This is a genomic window from Geothrix terrae (genome assembly GCF_022808775.1).
GTDB lineage: Bacteria > Acidobacteriota > Holophagae > Holophagales > Holophagaceae > Geothrix > Geothrix terrae.
Map to the genome: position 1 here is coordinate 178,318 of NZ_JAKZLA010000002.1, position 19,515 is coordinate 197,832.

Annotated in this window: 15 protein-coding genes and 1 tRNA gene; 12 read left to right on the forward strand and 4 right to left on the reverse strand. The window is 68.1% G+C overall.

Annotated features, from left to right (window positions below; translation table 11 throughout):
• Positions 1–53: 53 nt before the first annotated feature.
• The 12 genes from MLE42_RS03865 to MLE42_RS03920 all read left to right on the forward strand — a co-directional run bounded on the left by MLE42_RS03865 (position 54) and on the right by MLE42_RS03920 (position 14,481).
• Positions 54–2,240 (forward strand): molybdopterin-dependent oxidoreductase, encoded by a 2,187-nt coding sequence (locus MLE42_RS03865; RefSeq protein ID WP_243286570.1) that lies wholly within the window; start codon positions 54–56, stop codon positions 2,238–2,240.
• 12 nt (positions 2,241–2,252) lie between these two features.
• Positions 2,253–2,804 (forward strand): 4Fe-4S dicluster domain-containing protein, encoded by a 552-nt coding sequence (locus MLE42_RS03870; protein WP_243286571.1) that lies wholly within the window; start codon positions 2,253–2,255, stop codon positions 2,802–2,804.
• A gap of 9 nt (positions 2,805–2,813) precedes the next feature.
• Positions 2,814–3,794 carry an NrfD/PsrC family molybdoenzyme membrane anchor subunit gene (gene nrfD, locus MLE42_RS03875; RefSeq protein WP_243286572.1) on the forward strand — a complete coding sequence of 327 codons (981 nt, stop codon included), beginning with the start codon at positions 2,814–2,816 and terminating at the stop codon, positions 3,792–3,794.
• 12 nt (positions 3,795–3,806) lie between these two features.
• Positions 3,807–4,394: a molecular chaperone TorD family protein gene (locus MLE42_RS03880; protein WP_243286573.1), complete on the forward strand. Its 588-nt coding sequence runs from the start codon at positions 3,807–3,809 to the stop codon at positions 4,392–4,394.
• A 47-nt stretch (positions 4,395–4,441) separates the two neighbouring features.
• Positions 4,442–5,821 carry a sigma-54-dependent transcriptional regulator gene (locus tag MLE42_RS03885; protein WP_243286574.1) on the forward strand — a complete coding sequence of 460 codons (1,380 nt, stop codon included), beginning with the start codon at positions 4,442–4,444 and terminating at the stop codon, positions 5,819–5,821.
• Positions 5,822–5,927: 106 nt separating this feature from the next.
• Positions 5,928–6,329 (forward strand): MerR family transcriptional regulator, encoded by a 402-nt coding sequence (locus MLE42_RS03890; RefSeq protein ID WP_243286575.1) that lies wholly within the window; start codon positions 5,928–5,930, stop codon positions 6,327–6,329.
• Between the two features lie 35 nt (positions 6,330–6,364).
• Positions 6,365–6,441 (forward strand) — tRNA-Pro (locus MLE42_RS03895).
• Between the two features lie 380 nt (positions 6,442–6,821).
• Positions 6,822–7,487, forward strand: coding sequence for a TetR/AcrR family transcriptional regulator (locus tag MLE42_RS03900; protein ID WP_243286576.1), 666 nt, complete (start codon positions 6,822–6,824; stop codon positions 7,485–7,487).
• Positions 7,488–7,873: 386 nt separating this feature from the next.
• A complete protein-coding gene (locus tag MLE42_RS03905) occupies positions 7,874–8,527 on the forward strand; it encodes a TetR/AcrR family transcriptional regulator (RefSeq protein WP_243286577.1) in 654 nt (217 codons plus the stop codon).
• Between the two features lie 72 nt (positions 8,528–8,599).
• A complete protein-coding gene (locus tag MLE42_RS03910; RefSeq protein WP_243286578.1) occupies positions 8,600–9,790 on the forward strand; it encodes an efflux RND transporter periplasmic adaptor subunit in 1,191 nt (396 codons plus the stop codon).
• Positions 9,791–9,802: 12 nt separating this feature from the next.
• Positions 9,803–12,973 carry an efflux RND transporter permease subunit gene (locus tag MLE42_RS03915; RefSeq protein ID WP_243286579.1) on the forward strand — a complete coding sequence of 1,057 codons (3,171 nt, stop codon included), beginning with the start codon at positions 9,803–9,805 and terminating at the stop codon, positions 12,971–12,973.
• Complete coding sequence (locus MLE42_RS03920) at positions 12,970–14,481, forward strand: efflux transporter outer membrane subunit (protein WP_275975700.1); 1,512 nt, start codon at positions 12,970–12,972, stop codon at positions 14,479–14,481. Before MLE42_RS03915 ends, MLE42_RS03920 begins: the two co-directional genes overlap by 4 nt.
• A 78-nt stretch (positions 14,482–14,559) precedes the next feature.
• Here the strand turns inward: MLE42_RS03920 and MLE42_RS03925 are convergent, their stop codons facing one another.
• From MLE42_RS03925 to MLE42_RS03940, 4 genes are all read right to left on the reverse strand, one after another.
• Positions 14,560–15,933 carry a TrpB-like pyridoxal phosphate-dependent enzyme gene (locus MLE42_RS03925; RefSeq protein ID WP_243286580.1) on the reverse strand — a complete coding sequence of 458 codons (1,374 nt, stop codon included), beginning with the start codon at positions 15,931–15,933 and terminating at the stop codon, positions 14,560–14,562.
• A 27-nt stretch (positions 15,934–15,960) separates the two neighbouring features.
• Positions 15,961–16,251, reverse strand: a complete 291-nt coding sequence (locus MLE42_RS03930) for a Trp family transcriptional regulator (RefSeq protein WP_243286581.1) — start codon at positions 16,249–16,251, stop codon at positions 15,961–15,963.
• A gap of 31 nt (positions 16,252–16,282) precedes the next feature.
• Complete coding sequence (locus tag MLE42_RS03935) at positions 16,283–16,996, reverse strand: protein-L-isoaspartate(D-aspartate) O-methyltransferase (RefSeq protein WP_420843075.1); 714 nt, start codon at positions 16,994–16,996, stop codon at positions 16,283–16,285.
• 113 nt (positions 16,997–17,109) lie between these two features.
• Positions 17,110–19,479, reverse strand: coding sequence for a VIT and vWA domain-containing protein (locus MLE42_RS03940; RefSeq protein WP_243286583.1), 2,370 nt, complete (start codon positions 19,477–19,479; stop codon positions 17,110–17,112).
• Positions 19,480–19,515 lie beyond the last annotated feature (36 nt).

Consider the following 19,515-nt stretch of genomic DNA (forward strand, 5'->3'; position numbering starts at 1 on the left):
GACCCTCCGGCCCATCCTCCACCACCCTTCCTCGCATCACCAGGGAGACCACGATGGGAACGATTCGCATGGATCGCCGGCTGTTCCTGAAAAGCGCGGGCGCCACCGCGGGGGCCGTCGCCGCCACACAGGTGGGATGCCTCAGATACTTCAAGAAGGGGCGCAGCTCCGCCGCAGAAACGAAGGAGATCCCGACCACCTGCGAGTTGTGCCCGAACAAGTGCTCGGCCATCGCCGTGGTCGAGGGCGGCTTCGTCAAGAAGCTGAACCCCAACCCCGAGAACCCCAAATCCCGTGACATGCTGTGCGCGCGCGGCAACGCGGCCATCAAGCAGGTCTACGACCCCGATCGCATCAAGCAGCCCATGATCCGCGTGGGGGCGCGCGGCGAGGGCAAGTGGAAGCCCGTGAGCTGGGACGAGGCGTTCGACTTCGCGGCCAAGAAACTGTCCGAGGTGAAGGACAAGTACGGCCCGCAGGGCACCCTCTGGTCCTCCACCGAGGGCTTCCAGGAGGTCTTCTTCAAGAACCTGGGCCTGGCCTTCGGATCGCCCAACATCGTGCGCCATCCTACGCTCTGCCTGGCCTCCGTGAACCTGGCCTACAGCGCCACCTTCGGCACGGTCCCGAGCTTCGACCTGCTGAACAGCAAGTTCGTCATCATGTCCGGCGCCAACCGGTTCGAGAGCATCATCACGCCCGACACGATGGACCTCATCGGCGGGGTGATGGAGCGCAAGGCCAAGCTGGTCTACCTGGACCCCCGCTTCACCGTCACCGCCGCCAAGGCCGACGAGTGGTACCCCATCAAGCCCGGCAGCGACCTGGCCTTCATCCTGGCCATGATCCACGTGATCATCAAGGAGAACCGCCACAGCAAGGACTTCGTCGCCTCCTACACCACGGGCTTCGACCAGCTCGCCGAGCATGTGAAGCAGTACACGCCGGAGTGGGCCGAGAAGGAGACCGAGATCCCCGCCGCGGACATCGTCCGCATCGCCCGCGAGTTCGCCGATGCCGGCGCCCGGGCCCTCTACTACGCGGGCCGCCGGTCCTCGTGGTACCAGAACGACTTCCAGATGCGCCGCGCCCAGGCCATCCTCAACGCCATCGTGGGCAACTGGGACCAGATGGGCGGCATGGTGCCCAACGCCAAGCTGCCGAAGGGCGAGTTCCTGTTCATGCCCTGGGACGAGCCCAAGGCCCCCCGGGTGGACGAGATCGACACCGCCTTCCCCCTCGCCGCCAAGGGCGACGGCGTCTACCTCAAGCTCCGCGAGAACGTCCTCAGCGGGAAGCCCTACCCCGTGAAGGGCTGGATGGTCTACAAGCAGGACCCCATGAACTCCCTGCCCGACCAGTCCAAGACCATGAAGATGATCGAGCAGATGGACTTCATCGGCGTCATCGACGTCCAGATGAGCGACATGGCCTGGTATGCGGACGTGGTCTTCCCCGAGAGCGCCTACCTGGAGCGCACGGATCCCGTGGAGGTGATGCCCGGCATCTGGCCCGCCGTGGTCTACCGCCAGCAGGTGGTGAAGCCCATCCACGACACGAAGCCGAACCTGGAGATCGTCCAGGGCCTCGCCAAGCGCCTGGGCCTCGGCGACTACTTCGACTACACCATCGACCAGTGGGTCGAGGCGGAGTTCAAGGACCTGCCCATCCCCATGGCCGCCGAGCACATGAAGAAGCACGGCGTCTGGGCCGCCAGCGGCCAGCCCAGCTACGGGAAGACGCTGAATCCCGACCACCGCTTCGTCACCAAGAGCGGCAAGATCGAGCTCTTCTCGGACCGCCTCCAGGAGGCCGGCCACGATCCGCTGCCCGTCTACACGGCGCAGCCCCAGCCCAGGAACGACCAGTTCCGCCTCATCCTGGGCCGCGTGGGCTACTTCACCCACGCCAACCAGTCCAACAACGTCTGGCTGCACGAGTTCATGAAGGAGAACGACCTCTGGATCAACCCGAAGCCGGCGGAACGGCTGGGGATCAGGGACGGGAGCTACGTCACGGTCAGCAGCAGCGTGGGCAGCGTGAAGCTCAAGGCCCGCGTCACCGAGGAGATCCGCCCGGACTGCGTGTTCATGCTCCACGGCTTCGGCAAGAAGTCGAAGATGCAGAGCCTCGTCTACAACGTGGGCGCCAGCGATGCCGTGATCCTCGAGACGGCCTGGGACAAGGTCTCCGGGAACGCGGCCTTCCACGAAACCTTCGTCAAAGTCGCGAACGCCTGAGGAGGGTGAACCATGGCCATCAAGAAGAAGCGCTACGCCCTCGTCATCGACTCCAGGAAATGCATCAACTGCAAGGCCTGCGTCGTGGCGTGCAAGGCCGAGAACAAGGTCCCCGTGGGGAACTTCCGCAACCGCATCAACGAGGAGCGGAAGGGCGAGTACCCCAAGCTGAGCATCAACTTCGAGCCTGAGCAGTGCCACCACTGCGCGGATCCCTCCTGCGTCCGCGTGTGCCCCACCGGGGCCTCCTGGCAGCGCAAGGACGGCATCGTCCTCGTGAACTACGACGAGTGCATCGGCTGCCGCTACTGCATGGTCGCCTGCCCCTACGACGCCCGCTACTTCAACGAGGAGGAGGGCGTGGTGGACAAGTGCACCTTCTGCAGCCACCGCGTGGACAAGGGCGACATCCCGGCCTGCGTCGAGACCTGCCCCTCCAAGGTGCGCGTCTTCGGCGACCTGGAGGATCCGACCGCCCGGATCCACGAGCTGCTCTCCACGCGGCGCTACCGCGTGAAGGAACCCCAGACGGGCAACGGCCCCCAACTCTATTACCTGCTCTAGGAGGAAGCCATGCACGAGTTCAATTGGGGTCTCCTCATCGTCGTCTACCTGTTCCTGGGTGGCCTTTCCGCGGGGCTCTTCTTCGCCGCGGGCCTGGCGAACTACCTGACCGTCGACGACAAGCCCGTCTACGCCAAGGTCGCCCGCATGGGCGCCCTGCTGGCTCCGTGGCCCGTGGCCATCGGCTCCGGCCTGCTCATCCTCGACCTGGGGAACTGGTACCGCTTCTACAAGCTGTTCCTGCACTTCCGCTGGCAGAGCCCGATGTCCATCGGCTCCTACCTGCTCACCATCTTCACCCTCATCGCCTTCGTCTACCTCTTCGCCTGGCTGAAGGAGGATGAGCGCAAGTGGATCTTCAGCAAGGTCCCCGCGACCTGGAAGCAGGTGCACCGGCTGAACGTGGACATCTCCTCCTGGCGCGAGAAGATCGCCATGGTGGGATTCCCCTTCTCCATCGGCGTGGGCATCTACACCGGCGTGCTGCTGGGCGCCGTCTCGGCCCGGCCGTTCTGGAACACCAACCTGGTGGCCCAGATGTTCCTGTTCTCCGCCCTCTCCAGCGGCTCCGCGGCCCTCCTGCTCGCCATGCTGCTGGACCGGAAGAACCCCATCGAGAAGCACGAGACCAAGTTCCTGGTGACCCTGGACGTGGTGTTCATCTCCCTGGAGCTGTTCATCATCCTGCCCTACATCATCCACGGGCAGCTCTCCTCCCAGGCCGTGAAGGACGCCCTGACCCTCATCCTGGGCGGCCCCTACACCGTGGTCTTCTGGGTGTTCTTCCTCTTCCTGGGCCTCCTGGTGCCCCTGGCCATCGAGGTCTACGAGCTCTTCCCCAGCATCTTCAAGGGCCACGAGTTCCACGGCAGCCGCCGCATGGCCCTGACCGCCGCCGGCCTCGTGCTCTTCGGAGGCTTCCTGCTCCGGTACATCTTCGTCTACGCTGGCCAGGTGAGCAGCTTCCACCGGATGGGGCTGCTCCGCTAGGAAGGATCACTCATGTCACTCGCGCTCCTGGCGGACCTCGCCCAGATCCTCGCCGAAGCCTTCCTGGAGCCCGACGCCGACCTCAAGGAGGGGCTGGAGCAGCTGCAGGACGGCTGCGCCAGCCCCTCCCTGGCGTCGCCCCTGGGCCGGATGGCGGGGTCCACCCTCGCCGCCACGGACCAGCCCGTGGAATACGCCCGGCTATTCCTCCACGCCAAGGACACGGACACGGTCCACCTCTTCGAGTCCGTCCAGGCCCGGGGCCACCACATGGCTCCCGAAGTGCTCGGGCCCCTCAAGGCCATCTATGACGAGGCGGACATCAGCCTCCAGGAGGACCTCGGCATTCCGCCCGATCACCTGGGCCTGGAGCTCTCCTGCCTCGGCTACCTCCTGGCCCAGGTGATCGAAGGTGACCTGGCCGAGCGGTCACGCTTCGCGGCGCTGGCCCAGCGGCTGATCCGGGAGCACCTGCGCCCCTTCACGGCGGTGGTGGCCGAGCAGCTGCCCCAGGTGCAGGCTCATCCCTACTACCTGGCCGCTTCGGAACTGGCCGCTGCCCTGCTGCCGGAAACCGAGAAGGCATTGGCGGAAATCTAGGCAACCCCCTGCTGGACAAAGGCTTGCCCCGCGTCCAGCATGGAGCCATGACTGTCCCCACGACCATCCTCCTGGTGGATGACGAGCCGGGCATCCGGCGGTCCCTGGGCGAAGCCCTCAAGGACGAGGGCTACCACGTGGTGAAGGCCGAGCGGGGCGAGCAGGCCATCGACCTGCTCCACAACCCGGATGGCGAGGGCATCCAGCTCATGCTGCTCGATGTGTGGCTGCCGGGCCAGGACGGTCTGGAGACGCTGAAGCAGGCCAAGCAGATCCGTCCCGACCTGCCCGTGGTGATGATCTCCGGCCACGCCAGCATCGACACGGCCCTCCAGGCCACCAAGCTGGGCGCCTTCGACTTCCTCGAGAAGCCCATCGACCTGGACCGCCTCCTGCTGGTGACCGGCAACGCCCTGCGGCAGTCCCGGCTGGAGCAGGAGAACCAGCGGCTGCATGCCGCGGTCGAGGGTGGGCGCTTCTTCCTGGCGGACAGCCCCGCCATGAAGCGGCTCATGGCCGACGTGGCCCTGGTGGCGCCCACGGAGGGCCGCGTGCTGCTCACGGGCGAGAACGGCAGCGGCAAGGAGGAAGTGGCCCGCCTCATCCACCAGCAGAGCCCCCGCAAGGACGCCCCCTTCGTGGAGGTGAATTGCGCGGCCATCCCCGAGGAGCTCATCGAGAGCGAGCTGTTCGGCCACCAGAAGGGCGCCTTCACGGGCGCCGTGCGCGACCAGAAGGGCAAGTTCCGCGAGGCGGACGGCGGGACCTTGTTCCTCGACGAAGTGGGCGACATGTCGCTGAAGACCCAGGCCAAGGTCCTGCGCGCCCTCCAGGAGGGCCGCGTGGAGCCCGTGGGCGGTGGCGGCGCCGTGGGCGTGGACGTGCGGGTCATCGCCGCCACCAACAAGGACCTCGCCGGCGAGATCACCAAGGGCCGCTTCCGCGAGGATCTCTACTTCCGCCTCGCCGTGGTGCCCTTGCGCATCCCGCCCCTGCGCGAGCGCCCCGAGGACATCCTGCCCCTGGCCGAGTCCTTCATCAGCCGCATCGGCCGCCAGTACGGGCGGCCGCCCCGGCACCTGGGCCCCGAGGCCAAGGACACCCTGCTGCGCCACGACTGGCCGGGCAACGTGCGCGAGCTGAAGAACCTCATGGAGCGCGCCGTCATCCTGGGCCGCGGCGCCGAGATCGGCCCCCGCGACCTGGGCCCCCTGGCGACCCGCCATCTGGCCGAGCCCGATCCCTTCTCGTTTCCCGAGTTCCCCAGCCTCAAGGAGGCCCGCGACTGGTTCGAGGCCCAGTACCTCCAGCGTGAGCTGCGCTTGCAGAACGGCAACATGACCCGCGTCGCCGAGCGCGTGGGTGTGGACCGCTCCAACCTCTACAAGCGCCTCAAGGCCCTGGGCATCGAGCCCAGGGAGAGCTAGGCAGGGTCCCGATGGCGGACAAGAAGCGGTTCAAGACTCTCGCGACCATGTGGGTCCCGGAGCGGGGCCCCCACAGGGAGCGAATCACGACGGCCGGAGGCAGGCCGTGAGTGACAAGAAGTGGTTCAAGATTGGAGAAGCCGCCATCCTCATCGGCGTCGGCCCCAAGGATCTGCGCTACTGGGAAGACGTCATCCCGGACATCAAGCCCCGGCGCAGCAAAGGCAACCTCCGCTACTACCACGTGGACGAGCTGCCCCGCCTGAGGCGCATCAAGGCCTGGCTGGCCGAAGGCCTCACCGTGGCCGATTGCGCCGAGCTGCTGGCCCACGGCCACCTCGTGCAGCGCCTCGATCTCGGCCTCGACGCGGAGGAGCTTCCCGCGGCCCCCGCCGTGAAGCCCAAGCCCACCATCCCCCGGCTTCTGCGGACCAGCTCCGACCTCCAGCCCATCCTCAAGTCCGTGCGAACCCTGTACGAACGGCTGTCCCATCCAGTCAAACCTTGACCTGAGGCCCCACCCGGTCTAGAGTCAATGGTTCACGGCGCGTGGCGCAGCCTGGTAGCGCACTACCTTGGGGTGGTAGGGGTCGGAGGTTCGAATCCTCTCGCGCCGACCAAAACACCAGAAAACGGGGCCCATCCGGGCCCCTTTTTCTGGTGTTTCGACCCTTCGGGTCGAGAGGATTCGAACCTCCGAGTGGGACCGCCCGAGGCGTGCCTTGATGGCACGCCGAAGCGGGACCGGCGGCTGGCAAAGCCAGACGCGTTCGAATCCTCCCCTGATGGGTCGAGATCAAATACGGAGCACGGCGAACCTCCGAGTGGGATTGCAGGGGCGCCACTCTCTCTGGACTCAGGCCGCACCGGAAGCTGAGCTGAGTGCGCCGATCAGATCCCAGAACCCGAAGATGTCGAGCGGGGCCCCGGAAACGGTCCCTGATGCCCGGCCAGTCCGCCCCGCGGATCGGAGGGAAGTATGGCTATCCTGGGGTCCAGCATGGAACCCAAAACCTCAGACACGCGCACATCGCTGCTCCAGGCTGCCCTGGTGTGCTTCGCCGACCACGGATTCGACGGCACGAGCATGCGGATGATCGCGGAGAAGGCGGGCCGGCCCCTTTCGCTCCTTTCCCATCACTTCGGGAACAAGGAGGGGCTGTACCTGGAGGTGTTCAAGCACATCTTCGAAACCTCCACGCCGCAGCTCCCGAATCCCGCGCTGTCCTCGGGCCTGGAGCAGCGGGACCCGCAGGCGGCCATCCGCCTTCTGCGGGAGCAGATCCACTTCATGTATCAGCAGGCGGCCCCGGATGCGGTCGCGGCCAGGCCTCTCCAGGACCATCGGGCCCGCCTCTGGGTGAGGGAGTTCCGCTCCCCCCGGGCCAGCCTCCGCCCGCTCATCCAGCAGTACCTGGGCCCCGCCACCAACCTGATCCGGGACTGCATCCAGGTGCTCCGCCCGGAGCTGAACGCCGCGCAGGTGGCCTTCCTCGGCGCCACGATCATGGGCCAGGTGGCCGGCCACGGGACCATGTCGGGCCTCAACAAGGTGCTGTGGGGCGAGTACCCACCCTTCGGCAGCCACTTCCAGGAGGCGGAACTGCTGGTGGATTTCTGTCTGCACGGCCTGAGGACCAGCCCGCCGATCTCCCGCGAAGGGTGAAGAAGCGCCGCTCCCGGTGTCCGAGGTGCCATCCGCGCTGGCCCGGGCGGTCCCACGTGGGCCTTCGCCATGCCGGGGCGGCTCTGTTTTCGAGGTCGCTGGCGGAATGGGCCGACCTGCCCTGGGGGCCGAGCCTGAGGTCCCGGGGAAAGGGGGCCTCCGGCCAGCGAGGCAGTCGGGATGGAAGGCGATGGTCCGTGACCTCATTCGATTTGTTAGTACGATTGATCAATATTTATTATTGCATTTAGCAACACAGTGTAATTTTACTTAAACCAACAAGTAGATTAATTGTTTGAATTATATGTTTTTTGAAATCGATCTTGCCAAAATTGCTCGATCGGTTGATTCTATTGGTCGGTCGAACGACTAAGGGTGAATGCCGCATGTGCCCCTCCGATGCCACCCCATCCCCCGACACCCGCGATGCCCTGATCGAGGCGGCCCTGACCTGCTTCGCCAAGTACGGCTACGAAGCCACCTCCATCCGGCTCGTGGCTTCCATGGCCGGAAAGAACTCGTCGCTCATCTCCTACTACTTCAAGAGCAAGGAGGGGCTGTACCGGGAGGTCTTCCGCTACGTGCTGGCCCACTTCGCCGCCAAGACGGGCGACGGGAGCCCCCCGGACCCGGCCACGGTGGATCCCCAGGATGGGCGGGCGCGCCTCCGTGCCCACATCCAGAGGGTCCTCCGCGGCGTGGACGCCCACTTCGACACCTCGGATCCCCTGCGGGAACCGGCCTGCCGCCTGTGGATGAACGAACTGCAGGCCCCCCGGCACGAGGTCAAGGACCTCCTCCAGGCGCGCATGGAGCCCTACGTCCGTGAAGCCCGGGCCTGCCTCCGGGCCATCCGTCCCGACCTGTCCCCCGAGGAGATCGACTTCTGGGGCATCGCCCTCCATGGCAGCTGCATCCACCATGCGCTGATGCCCGAGATCAAGCACCTGGCCTGGACTTCAGCCGACCCCTCGCTGACCCTCGAGGTCATGGCCGACCGCCTGGCTGATTTCACTTATCACGGCCTCCGTCAGCGTTGATACTGACGATCCGTCGTTCCTGATTCCCCCTCAGGCAACCAGATTTTTCTCAGCCCTTCCTGGAGCACTCCCATGCAGATTCCCTATCGAGGCGGAACGATCGTCGTCGCCGGCGTCCTGGTGGCAGGTGCGCTGACCATCGGTTGCGGCAAGAAGGAACAGGCGAAGGCCACGCCCGAGGTCTCCGTGGTGACCCTGCAGCCTGAAAAGGTCGCGATCACCTCCGAGCTTCCGGGACGGACGTCCGCGTTCCTCGTGGCCGAGGTCCATCCCCAGGTGAACGGCATCGTCCAGCAGCGGCTCTTCACCGAGGGGGCCGACGTGAAGCAGGGCGATGTGCTCTACCAGATCGACCCCAGGCCCTACCAGGCCGCCTACGACACGGCCGCCGCCGCCCTCGCCCGGGCCGAGGCCAACCTGCCCGCCATCCGGAAGCGCGCCGAGCGGTTCAAGGAGCTGCTCGCGGTCCACGCCGTGGGCCAGCAGGACTACGACGACGCCTCCGGCGCCCTCAAGCAGGCCGAGGCCGAGGTCCAGTCCCTGAAGGCCGGCGTCGAGTCCGCCCGCATCAACCTGGGCTACACCCGCATCACCGCGCCGATCTCGGGGCGCACGGGCAAGTCCAGCGTGACGCCCGGCGCCCTGGCCGCGGCCTACCAGGGCGCCGCCTTCACCACCATCCAGCAGCTGGATCAGGTCTACGTGGATTCGCCCCAGTCCAGCGCCATCCTGCTCGGCATCCAGCGGAACCTGGCCGCCAACCGCATCAAGGGCAGCTCGGATTCCGCCCGCGTGAAGCTGCTGCTGGAGGACGGCACGCCCTATCCCCAGACGGGGATCCTGAAGTTCTCCGATGTGACCGTGGACCCCAGCACGGGCTCGCAGCTCCTGCGCATGGTCTTCCCGAACCCCCGCCATGTCCTGCTGCCGGGCATGTACGTCCGCGCCATCGTCGAGGAGGGCGTGGCCGAGCGGGCCATCCTGGTGCCCCAGCAGGGCGTCACCCGCGATCCCAAGGGGAACGCCATCGCCATGGTGGTGGACCCGTCCAACAAGATCGAGCAGCGGACGCTCAAGGTGGACCGCGCCATCGGCTCGAAGTGGCTGGTCCTTGAAGGGCTCGCCGCCGGGGACCGCGTGGTCGTGGAAGGCCTGCAGAAGATCCGCCCGGGCTCGGCCGTGAAGGTCGTGTCCGCCTCGACCCCCGCCCCGAGCCCCGCCCCGAGCCCCACATCGGCCCCCGCCCCCGCGGCCGGCAAGTAAGAGGAGCCGTCCATGGTCAATTTCTTCATCGACCGGCCCATCTTCGCCTGGGTGGTGGCCATCGTCATGATGCTGGCGGGCCTCCTGGCCATCACCACCCTGCCCATCTCCCAGTACCCGCCCGTGGCCCCGCCCTCCATCTCCGTGGACGCCTTCTACCCCGGCGCCTCCGCCAAGACCGTGGAGAACACCGTCACCCAGATCATCGAGCAGAAGATGACGGGCCTGGACCGGCTGCTCTACATGTCCGCCACCAGCGATTCCGCCGGCCACGGCAGCGTCACGCTCACCTTCCAGCCCGGCACCGATCCCGATGCCGCCTGGGCCAAGGTCCAGAACAAGCTGGAGCTGGCCAAGCCCCTGATGCCCCAGGTCGTGCAGCAGATGGGCATCGCGGTCACGAAGTCCACCAAGAACATCTTCATGATCCTGTCCATCACCTCCACGGACGGCAGCATGAACGCCGAGGACCTGCGCGACTACCTGGCCTCGAACGTGGAGAACGTGATCAGCCGCGTGGAGGGCGTCGGCGAGGTGCTGTCCTTCGGCACCCAGTACGCCATGCGCATCTGGCTGAACCCCGACAAGATGGTGGGCTACCACATCACCCCCGACGACATCCGGCAGGCCGTGAGGGCCTACAACGCCCAGATCTCTGCAGGCCAGGCGGGCGGCCTGCCGGCCGTCAAGGGCCAGCGCCTGAACGTGACCGTGAACGTGCAGGAGCTCCTCCAGACGCCCGAGCAGTTCGGGGCCATCCCCCTGCGCATCAATCCCGACGGCTCCACCATCCGCCTGCGGGACGTGGCCCGCACGGAGCTGGGCACCGAATCCTACGAAAGCGACACGCGGCTCGACGGCCAGCCCGCCGCCGGCATGCTCATCCGCCTGGCTTCCGGCGCCAACGCCCTGGACACCTCGAAGCTCATCAAGGCCAAGCTCAACGAGCTCTCCCCCTATTTCCCGCCGGGCGTGAAGGTCGACTACCCCTACGAGACGACCCCCTTCGTGTCCGTGGCCATCAACGAAGTGGTGAAGACCCTCATCGAGGCCGTGATCCTCGTCTTCCTGGTGATGCTGCTCTTCCTGGGGAACTTCCGCGCCACCCTGATCCCCACCATCGCGGTCCCCGTGGTGCTCCTGGGCACCTTCGCCATCCTCCAGTACGTGGGCATGTCCATCAACATGCTCACCATGTTCGCCATGGTGCTGGCCATCGGCCTCCTGGTGGATGACGCCATCGTCGTGGTGGAGAACGTCGAGCGCATCATGCACGAGGAGGGCCTACCGCCCCTGGCGGCCACCCGGAAGTCCATGGGCCAGATCACCAGCGCCCTGGTGGGCATCGGCCTGGTGCTGTCCGCCGTGTTCGGCCCCATGGCCTTCTTCGGCGGGTCCACGGGCATCATCTTCCGCCAGTTCTCCTTCACCCTCATCACCGCCATGATGCTGTCCGTGGTGGTGGCCCTGGTCCTCACGCCCTCCCTCTGCGTCACCTTCCTGAAGCCCGTCGAGAAGGGTCACGAAGCCGCCGAGAAGGGGTGGAAGGTCACGCGCCCCTTCTTCCTGTGGTTCGACCGGGCCTACTACAAGCTCAACCACATCTTCGTGGGCCAGCTGGAGCGCGTGCTCTCCAAGTGGGGCCGCTACGTCGTCATCTACGGCGTGATCGTGGCCGGCATGGGCGTGCTGTTCCTGCGGCTGCCCACCGCCTTCCTGCCCGAGGAGGACCAGGGCATCATCATGACCCTCGTCCAGCTTCCCGCGGGATCCACGCTGGAGCAGACCCAGAAGGTCCTGTCCGAGGTCCAGCACTACTTCCAGGACGACGAGAAGGAGGCGGTCGCCTCCTGTCTGACCGTGGGCGGGTTCAGCGTGGCCGGCCGCGGCCAGAACAACGGCATGGCCTTCGTCAAGCTCAAGGACTGGCACCTCCGGGACCGCTCTGAGCTGAAGGCGGAGGCCGTCATCCGCCGGGCCATGCGCACCTTCTCCTCGCGCCGGGATTCCATGGTCTTCGCCGTGGCCCCCCCCGCCATCCTGGAGCTCGGTAACGCCACGGGCTTCGACTTCCAGCTGCAGGACCGCGGGGGCGTCGGCCACGCCAAGCTCATGGAGGCCCGCAACCAGCTGCTGGGCCTGACGGCCCAGGATCCCAACCTCAAGGCCGTGCGCCCCAACGGCCTGGACGACCAGCCCGAGTACAACGTCCGGCTGAACCAGGACCGGGCCGGTGCGCTGGGCGTCCCCCTGCCCGTCATCAGCGATACCCTCGCCAGCGCCTGGGGCGGCTCCTACGTGAACGACTTCATCAACCGCGGCCGGGTCAAGCGCGTCTACATGCAGGCCGACGCGCCCTTCCGCATGCAGCTGGAGGACCTGAACAAGCTCTACGTCCGGAACACCGCCGGCGCGATGGTTCCGTTCTCGGCCTTCTCCGCCGGGGAATGGAGCTACGGATCCCCCAACCTCCAGCGCTACAACAGCTTCCCGTCGGTGAACATCCAGGGCGAGCCGTCCGCAGGCAAGAGCACCGGCGACGCCATGCTGGCCATGGAATCGCTCGCCAAGAAGCTCCCCGCGGGCATCGGCTTCGAGTGGACGGGCCTCTCCTACCAGGAGCGCCAGGCCGGCGCCCAGGCCCCCGCCCTCTACGCGGTCTCGATCCTGGTGATCTTCCTGTGCCTCGCAGCCCTCTACGAGAGCTGGACGATCCCCTTCTCGATCCTGCTGATCCTGCCCCTGGGCATCTTCGGCGCCGTCCTGGCCACCTGGTCCCGCGGCCTGTCCAGCGACGTCTACTTCCAGATCGGCCTGCTGACCACCCTGGGCCTCACCGCCAAGAACGCCATCCTCATCGTGCAGTTCGCCGAGGAGCAGATGGCCCAGGGCGCTGGCCTCCTCGAAGCGGCCATGGAGGCCTCCCGCCTGCGGCTCCGGCCCATCCTGATGACCTCCCTGGCCTTCACCTTCGGCGTGCTGCCCATGGCCCTCACCCGGGGCGCCGGCGCCGCGGCCCAGAACGCCATCGGGACCGGCGTGGTCGGCGGCATGCTGTCGGCCACCTTCATCGCCATCTTCTACATCCCCCTGTCCTTCGTCCTGGTGAGCCAGCTGTTCAGGAAGAAGGCCCAGGAGCCCGCCCCGGCGCAGGCCGCGGTTTCCGAGGAGGGGCAGCCATGATGTCGCCCAAAGCCTGGTCCATCCTTCCCCTCACCATGGCCCTGACCCTGGCCCTGACCGGGTGCGTCTCCATGGCCCCGCGGTACCGCACCCCGGAGCCCCCCGTTCCGAAAGCCTGGCCGGAGGGCGCCGCCTACAAGGGCGCCACCGCGCCAGGCCAGGCGGGCGTCGCCGCCTCGGGCCAGCCGGCCGCGGACCTCCCCTGGCAGGCCTTCTTCGCGGACGAGCGGCTACGGAAGGTGCTCGACCTCGCCCTGCGCAACAACCGGGACCTCCGGATCGCGGCCCTGAACACCGAGAAGGCGCGCGCCTACTACCGGATCCAGCGGGCCGAGCTGCTTCCCACGGTCAACGCGGTGGGCTACGGCAATCGCCAGCGGCTGCCCGCCAGCGTCTCGGGCACCGGCCAGCGGATCGTGGCCGAGCAGTACGCCGCCAACGTGGGCATCAGCGCCTGGGAACTGGATTTCTTCGGGCGCGTCCGGAGCCTCAAGAACCGGGCCCTGGAGCAGTACCTCGCCACGGAGCAGGCCCGCAACAGCGCCCAGGTCTCCCTGCTGGCGGAAGTGGCCAACGTGTACCTCGCGCTCGCGGCGGACCGCGAGAGCCTGAAGCTCGCCCAGGAGACCCTCGCGAACCAGGAAGCGGCCTACAAGCTCGTCCGCCGGCAGTACGAGGTGGGGGTCGTGTCCGAGATCGACTCCTTCCGCGCCCAGGTGAGCGTGGACACCGCCCGGGGCGACATGGCCCGGTACACCCGCACCGTGGCCATGGACCAGAACGCGCTGCAGCTCCTGGTGGGCTCGACGGTGCCCGCGGAATGGCTGCCCGACGCGCTGGGCAGCGTGACCGCCCTGGCCGACGTCGCCCCGGACCTGCCCTCCGAGGTGCTGGCCCGCCGGCCCGACATCCTCATGGCCGAGAACCAGCTCAAGGCCGCCAACGCCAACATCGGCGCGGCCCGGGCGGCCTTCTTCCCCCGGATCTCGCTCACCACGAACGTCGGCACCATGGACCGCCAGCTCTCCGGGCTGTTCCAGTCCGGCTCCGACGCCTGGACCTTCTCGCCCCAGATCGTCCTCCCGATCTTCGACACGGGCGCGCGGCGGGCCAACCTCAAGGCGGCGAACGCCGACCGCGACATCGCCCTGGCCCAGTACGAGAAGGCCATCCAGGTGGCGTTCCGGGAAGTGGCCGACGCCCTGGCCCAGCGGGGCACCCTCGACGACCAGCTGGCGGCCCAGGAATCGCTCACGCAGGCCCTGGAAGGCACCTACCGCCTCGCCCAGGCCCGCTACACCGCGGGCATCGACGGCTACCTGGGGGTCCTGGATGCCCAGCGGTCGTACTACGCCGCGCAGCAGGGCCTCATCGCCCTCCGGCAGGCCAAGTACGGCAACCTCGTCAGCCTCTACAAGGTCCTGGGCGGCGGCTGGGACCGCCCCGGCCGACCCGCGCCCGCACCCGCGCCCACGCCTGCGAAGGCCCCCGCGGCGCCGGCCTCCTGACCGGATCGCGCCAGGCTCAAAGCCCCCACGATCCCGGCCGGGAACCGTGGGGGCTTTCTCCCGTGAAGACGGGCATCTTCACCGCGCGGCCGGTTTCGGCAGCCCCTCCAGGCAGGCCAGGCTGCGGGCCATCTCCTCGTCGGAGAGGGCGTGGTCCGAGAGCTTGCCATCGAGGAAGTCCGCGTAGCCGTTCAGGTCCATGAGGCCGTGGCCGCTGAGGTTGAAGAGGATGACGCGCTCCTTGCCCTCCTCGCGGGCCTGCTCCGCCTCCCGGATGGCCTGGGCGATGGCGTGGCTGGATTCCGGCGCGGGGATGATGCCCTCGGTGCGGGCGAAGCGCACGGCGGCATCGAAGCACTCGAGCTGCTGGATGGCCACGGCCCGGGTGAGGCCCTCCACCACCGTCTGGCTCACCAGGGGCGCCATGCCGTGGTAGCGCAGGCCGCCGGCGTGGATGCCCGGGGGCATGAAGGTGTGGCCGAGGCTGTGCATGGCCATCAGGGGCGTCATCTTCGCCACGTCGCCGTGGTCGTACACGTAGGGCGCGCGGGTGAGCGTGGGGCACGAGGCCGGCTCCACGGCGATGATGTCGATGTCGGCGCCCGCGATCTTCTCCTTCACGAAGGGGAAGCTGAGGCCCGCGAAGTTGCTGCCGCCGCCCACGCAGGCGATCACCTTGTCCACCTTCGTCTCGCCCAGGGCCGCGAGCTGCTTCTGGGCCTCCAGGCCGATGATGGTCTGGTGCAGCAGCACGTGGTTCAGTACGCTGCCCAGGGTGTAGCGGGTCTGGCCCGTGGGATCGCTGACAGCGGCCTCCACGGCCTCACTGATGGCGATGCCCAGCGAGCCGGTGCAATTGGGGTCCTCTGCGAGGATGGCGCGTCCCGCCGCCGTCTCGAGGCTGGGGCTGGCCACGCAGTCCGCGCCCCAGGTGCGCATCATCATCTTGCGGAAGGGCTTCTGGTCGAAGCTTACGCGGACCATGTAGACCTTGCACTCCAGGCCGAACTGCCCGCAGGCGAAGGCGATGGAGCTGCCCCACTGGCCCGCGCCCGTCTCCGAGGTGATGCGCCGGATGCCGGCCACCTTGTTGTAGTAGGCCTGGGCGATGGCAGTGTTCACCTTGTGGCTGCCCGCGGGGCTCACGCTCTCGTTCTTGTAGTAGATGCGGGCGGGCGTCTTCAGCGCCGCCTCCAGGGCCCGGGCCCGGTGCAGGGGCGTGGGGCGGTAGCGCAGCAGGATCTCCAGCACCTCGTCCGGGATGCTGATCCAGCGCTCCTGGCTCATCTCCTGCTCGATGAGGTTCATGGGGAACACGGCCGCCAGGGCCTCCGGGTTCACGGGCTTTCCGTCGGGTCCCAGAGGCGGCAGCGGCGCGTGGGGCAGGTCCGCCGCGAGGTTGTACCACTGGCGGGGGATCTCCTGGTCGGAGAGGATGGCGCGGCTTGACACGAGAAACTCCTTGAACGGGAACGGGACTCAGCCCTGGCGTCGGTGGCGGTCCAGCATGGCCCGCAGGGCCGAACCGGGTTTCTTCAACTCCCGGGAACCCCGGGTGATCTTGCACAGGCTCAGGCCGAGCTCCGCGGCGATGGCACGCTGGCTTTCGCCTTCGTCCAGCCGCTTCACCAGCTCCCAGCGGGAGCTGATGCCGTGGATCTCCGAGGGCGTGAGGATCTCCCGCAGGAACTGCTCGACCAGGCGCGGATCCCGCGCCTCGTCGAAGAGCGAGGCCAGTTCCGGCAGGCGGTCCAGACTGTTTCTATGCATAGAAACAGTTCATCAGGGGATGGCGGCCTCGTCAATGGCCTTTCACCATCGGCACGAACCGCACGGGCAGCACCCCCTGGCGCCTCAGCCCCGTGGCCGTCTTCCGCAGCAGGTACAGCTCCTGGGCCCCCCACTGGGAACCCACGGGGATGATCATGCGGCCGCCCACCTTGAGCTGGTCCACCAGCGCCTGGGGCACGTCTTCGGGCGCGCAGGTGACGATGATGGCGTCGAAGGGCGCCGCCTCGGGCCAGCCGAGATGGCCATCCCCGGCGCGGACCTTCACGTTGGTGTAGCCGAGCCGCTTGAGGTCCGCCTCGGCGCGCTGGGCCAGCGGCTCCACGATCTCCATGGTGTAGACCTCGGCCACCAGGCCTGCCAGCACGGCGGCCTGGTACCCCGAGCCCGTGCCGATCTCCAGCACCCGGTCCCCGGGCCGCGGAGCCAGCGCCGCCGTCATGAAGGCCACGATGTAGGGCTGGGAGATGGTCTGGCCGTAGCCGATGGCCAGAGGCCAGTCCTCGTAGGCCTGGCTGCGCTGGGCGGCCGGGACGAATTCGTGCCGGGGCACCCGGCCCATGGCTTCGAGCACCCGGGGATCGGCGACGCCCCGGGCCACGATCTGCTCGCGCACCATGCGCATGCGGGCCTGCGCGAGCACCGGATCTGCCACCGGATTCGCCACCGGATCCGCCAATGGGGCGGCGGGCCGGGCGGGTTCCGGGTCACAGCCCCCGAGGGTCAGCATCAAGGTCACTCCCAGATGCCATCGCATGGTTCGAAGGTACCCCGTACGGGGGTCCACGCCAGCGCGCATCCCAGGCAAGCCCGGGATGCGCGTGGGTCGAAAGATTGAAATCAGCCGAGGGTGAGCTCGAGTTGCCCCGCCAGGCCGCCGGTCCAGGTCCGCAGGCGCCAGGTCCGGATCAGGGTTTGGGCCTTCGCGGCCCCCGGGAAGGCCTGGCTGAAGGTCACGGCGGTCACCTGCCCGGAGGCGTCCACCTGGAGTTCCAGCTCGGTGCCTGCGGGCATGGCCGCCAGGGCCGCCACCACGGCCGGGTCCTTGAGCCGGGCCTCCAGCTCGCCCCGCAGGTGGCGCGGATCCGAGGTCCCCGTGAGGCCCGAGAAGGCCAGGATGCGGAGCCGGGGCGCCGCCTTGACCCCCTTGGCCCGCTCGCGCCGGACCTGGTCCTGGGCCACGACTTCCGCCGCCGCGGAGGCGGGCGCCTCCAGGGACATCATCCGCGGCGCCGGAGCGTAGGCCATGGTCTTGGTGGCCACGCCGCCCATGCCGCCCACGGCCGCGTCGGACACGCCTTCCGGCAGGGGCAGGGGCTGGGTGACGGTGGTGGAGGCTCCACCCGCGTTCCGCACCTGGGTGTCCACCGCCACGAAGGAGGTGTAGGCCGTCAGCAGGTGGTAGGCCAGGCCCAGCCGTGTGACCTCGGCCTTGCGACCCTCGTCGGCGCCGAACTGGTCGTAGTCGGAGAGCCTCTGGATGCGCTGGCGGGCCCAGAGCTGGCGCAGGGCGCCGTGGTCGCGGTCCTTCACCTTCCCCACCTCGAAGGTCTGGCTCCAGGGCCCCGCGGCGGTCATGCCCGAGAGCGTGACCGTGCCCTTGGCTTCGCCCGTCCACCTGCCCAGGCAGATCACCGGGCGGTCCGCCAGCACGTCCGGCAGCTGCAGCGGCTCGAGGTCCTGGATGTGGAACCCGTTCGTGGTGAGCTTCACGTTCGTGAGCACCGGCGACGACACGTAGGCGCGGAAGCGCTCGGCCTCGGCCGCGGCCTGCTCAGGCCGGGTGATGACGAAGGCCTCGCCCTGCCCCGCGTGGGCCATGCCCTCGATGAGGTGCCGGTTCACGGAGCTGCCGATGCCGAAGGCGAAGAGGTTCGCGGCGCCCAGGTTCTTCCGGATGAGGTCGAAGACCTGGCCGTCGGCACTGATGTAGCCGTCCGTGGACACCACGAAGGTGCGCGAGATGCCGGATGCTCGAGGCAGGCCGAGGGCCTTGCGCAGCGCGCTGCCCAGCTCCGTGCCGCCACCGCCGTGCTGGGATCCCACGAAGGCCAGGGCCTGCGCCGTGGCTTCGGGCGTGGCGTGCCGCGATCCGCTGGGCGACCAGAAGGCCGAGGTGCCCTCGAAGACCATCACGTTGAAGAGGTCCTGGGGCCGCAGGCCCTGGATCATCTCCTTCATGAGCACCTTGGAGACCTCGATCGGGAAGCCCATCTGGCTGCCGGAGACGTCCATGATGAAGACGTACTCGCGGGGCGGCAGGTCCTTGGGCGTGACCCGCTTGGGCGGCTGGGCCATGAGCAGGAAGGTGTTCCCCCCTTGGCCATCATCGGGGCCCTGGTCCAGCAGCAGCCCGGACTGCACGGCGTTCCCGGCCAGCTGGTACTTCACGATGACGTCGCGGTTGCCGCCGTGGGCCTCGCTGGGGTCGAGCTTCAGCGTGGCCTCGGCCTTGCCGTCGTAGGCGATGGACGTCTTGTGTGTGTCGCAGGCCATGCGCTGGATGGGCAGGCCCGCGGACAGCTTCACCTCCAGATCGAAGGTGGTGGCGGGCTTCTCGCCGGCATGCGTGTAGGGATTGGCCACCCAGGGCTCGCCCGTGCTGGACTCCGTGCCCGCCTTCCCCGCGTAGCGCGGGCCCACCACCGTGGGATAGACGAAGCTGTACGTGCCCTCCGTGGGCACCAGCAGCTCGGTGTAGCGCAGCTCCACGCGGATCTCGTCGCCGGGCAGGATGTTGGCCACGTTCATCTGGAAGACGTTGGGCCGGTGCTGCTCCAGCAGGGAGGCGCTGCGGCCCTCCTGCTTGGCCCGCTCGTAGTCGGCGCGGGCCTGGCCGCGCTCCTTGATCTGGGCCTTCAGCACCCGCTCGCCGATGTGCATGGTCATGCCGTAGACCGCCGAGCGCGTGGAGCCCGGAAACACGTAGAGGGCCTCCAGGGGCTTCGTGCCGGTGTTGCGGTAGACCTGGGTCACCGTCACGTCGGCGATGACGCCCGCGATGGCCACCTTGGCCGAGGTGGCTTTCAGCGGCAGCTGATCCAGGGCGGCATCCTCGCCCTTCACGAAGAAGTAGGGCGAGAGGGTGCGGTCCGCGGAGGCCTCGCCCTGGGGGTCGGGCCGGAAGGCCACGGGACGGCTGCGGGCGCAGGCCAGGGGCGTCAGCCCCGTCCAGCAGGCGAGCATGAGGGCGGCGGCGCGGTGCGACATGGGATCCTCCCGATGGCCGCGCGACGGCGCGGTTCA

Bases quoted from the DNA above. Each gene is read 5' to 3' on its own strand.
- MLE42_RS03865 (WP_243286570.1), top strand. From the start codon at position 54: ATGGGAACGATTCGCATGGATCGCCGGCTGTTCCTGAAAAGCGCGGGC.
- nrfD (WP_243286572.1), top strand. From the start codon at position 2,814: ATGCACGAGTTCAATTGGGGTCTCCTCATCGTCGTCTACCTGTTCCTG.
- MLE42_RS03870 (WP_243286571.1), top strand. From the start codon at position 2,253: ATGGCCATCAAGAAGAAGCGCTACGCCCTCGTCATCGACTCCAGGAAA.
- MLE42_RS03920 (WP_275975700.1), top strand. From the start codon at position 12,970: ATGATGTCGCCCAAAGCCTGGTCCATCCTTCCCCTCACCATGGCCCTG.
- MLE42_RS03940 (WP_243286583.1), bottom strand. From the start codon at position 19,479: ATGTCGCACCGCGCCGCCGCCCTCATGCTCGCCTGCTGGACGGGGCTG.
- MLE42_RS03900 (WP_243286576.1), top strand. From the start codon at position 6,822: ATGGAACCCAAAACCTCAGACACGCGCACATCGCTGCTCCAGGCTGCC.
- MLE42_RS03930 (WP_243286581.1), bottom strand. From the start codon at position 16,251: ATGCATAGAAACAGTCTGGACCGCCTGCCGGAACTGGCCTCGCTCTTC.
- MLE42_RS03910 (WP_243286578.1), top strand. From the start codon at position 8,600: ATGCAGATTCCCTATCGAGGCGGAACGATCGTCGTCGCCGGCGTCCTG.
- MLE42_RS03905 (WP_243286577.1), top strand. From the start codon at position 7,874: ATGTGCCCCTCCGATGCCACCCCATCCCCCGACACCCGCGATGCCCTG.
- MLE42_RS03915 (WP_243286579.1), top strand. From the start codon at position 9,803: ATGGTCAATTTCTTCATCGACCGGCCCATCTTCGCCTGGGTGGTGGCC.
- MLE42_RS03885 (WP_243286574.1), top strand. From the start codon at position 4,442: ATGACTGTCCCCACGACCATCCTCCTGGTGGATGACGAGCCGGGCATC.
- MLE42_RS03880 (WP_243286573.1), top strand. From the start codon at position 3,807: ATGTCACTCGCGCTCCTGGCGGACCTCGCCCAGATCCTCGCCGAAGCC.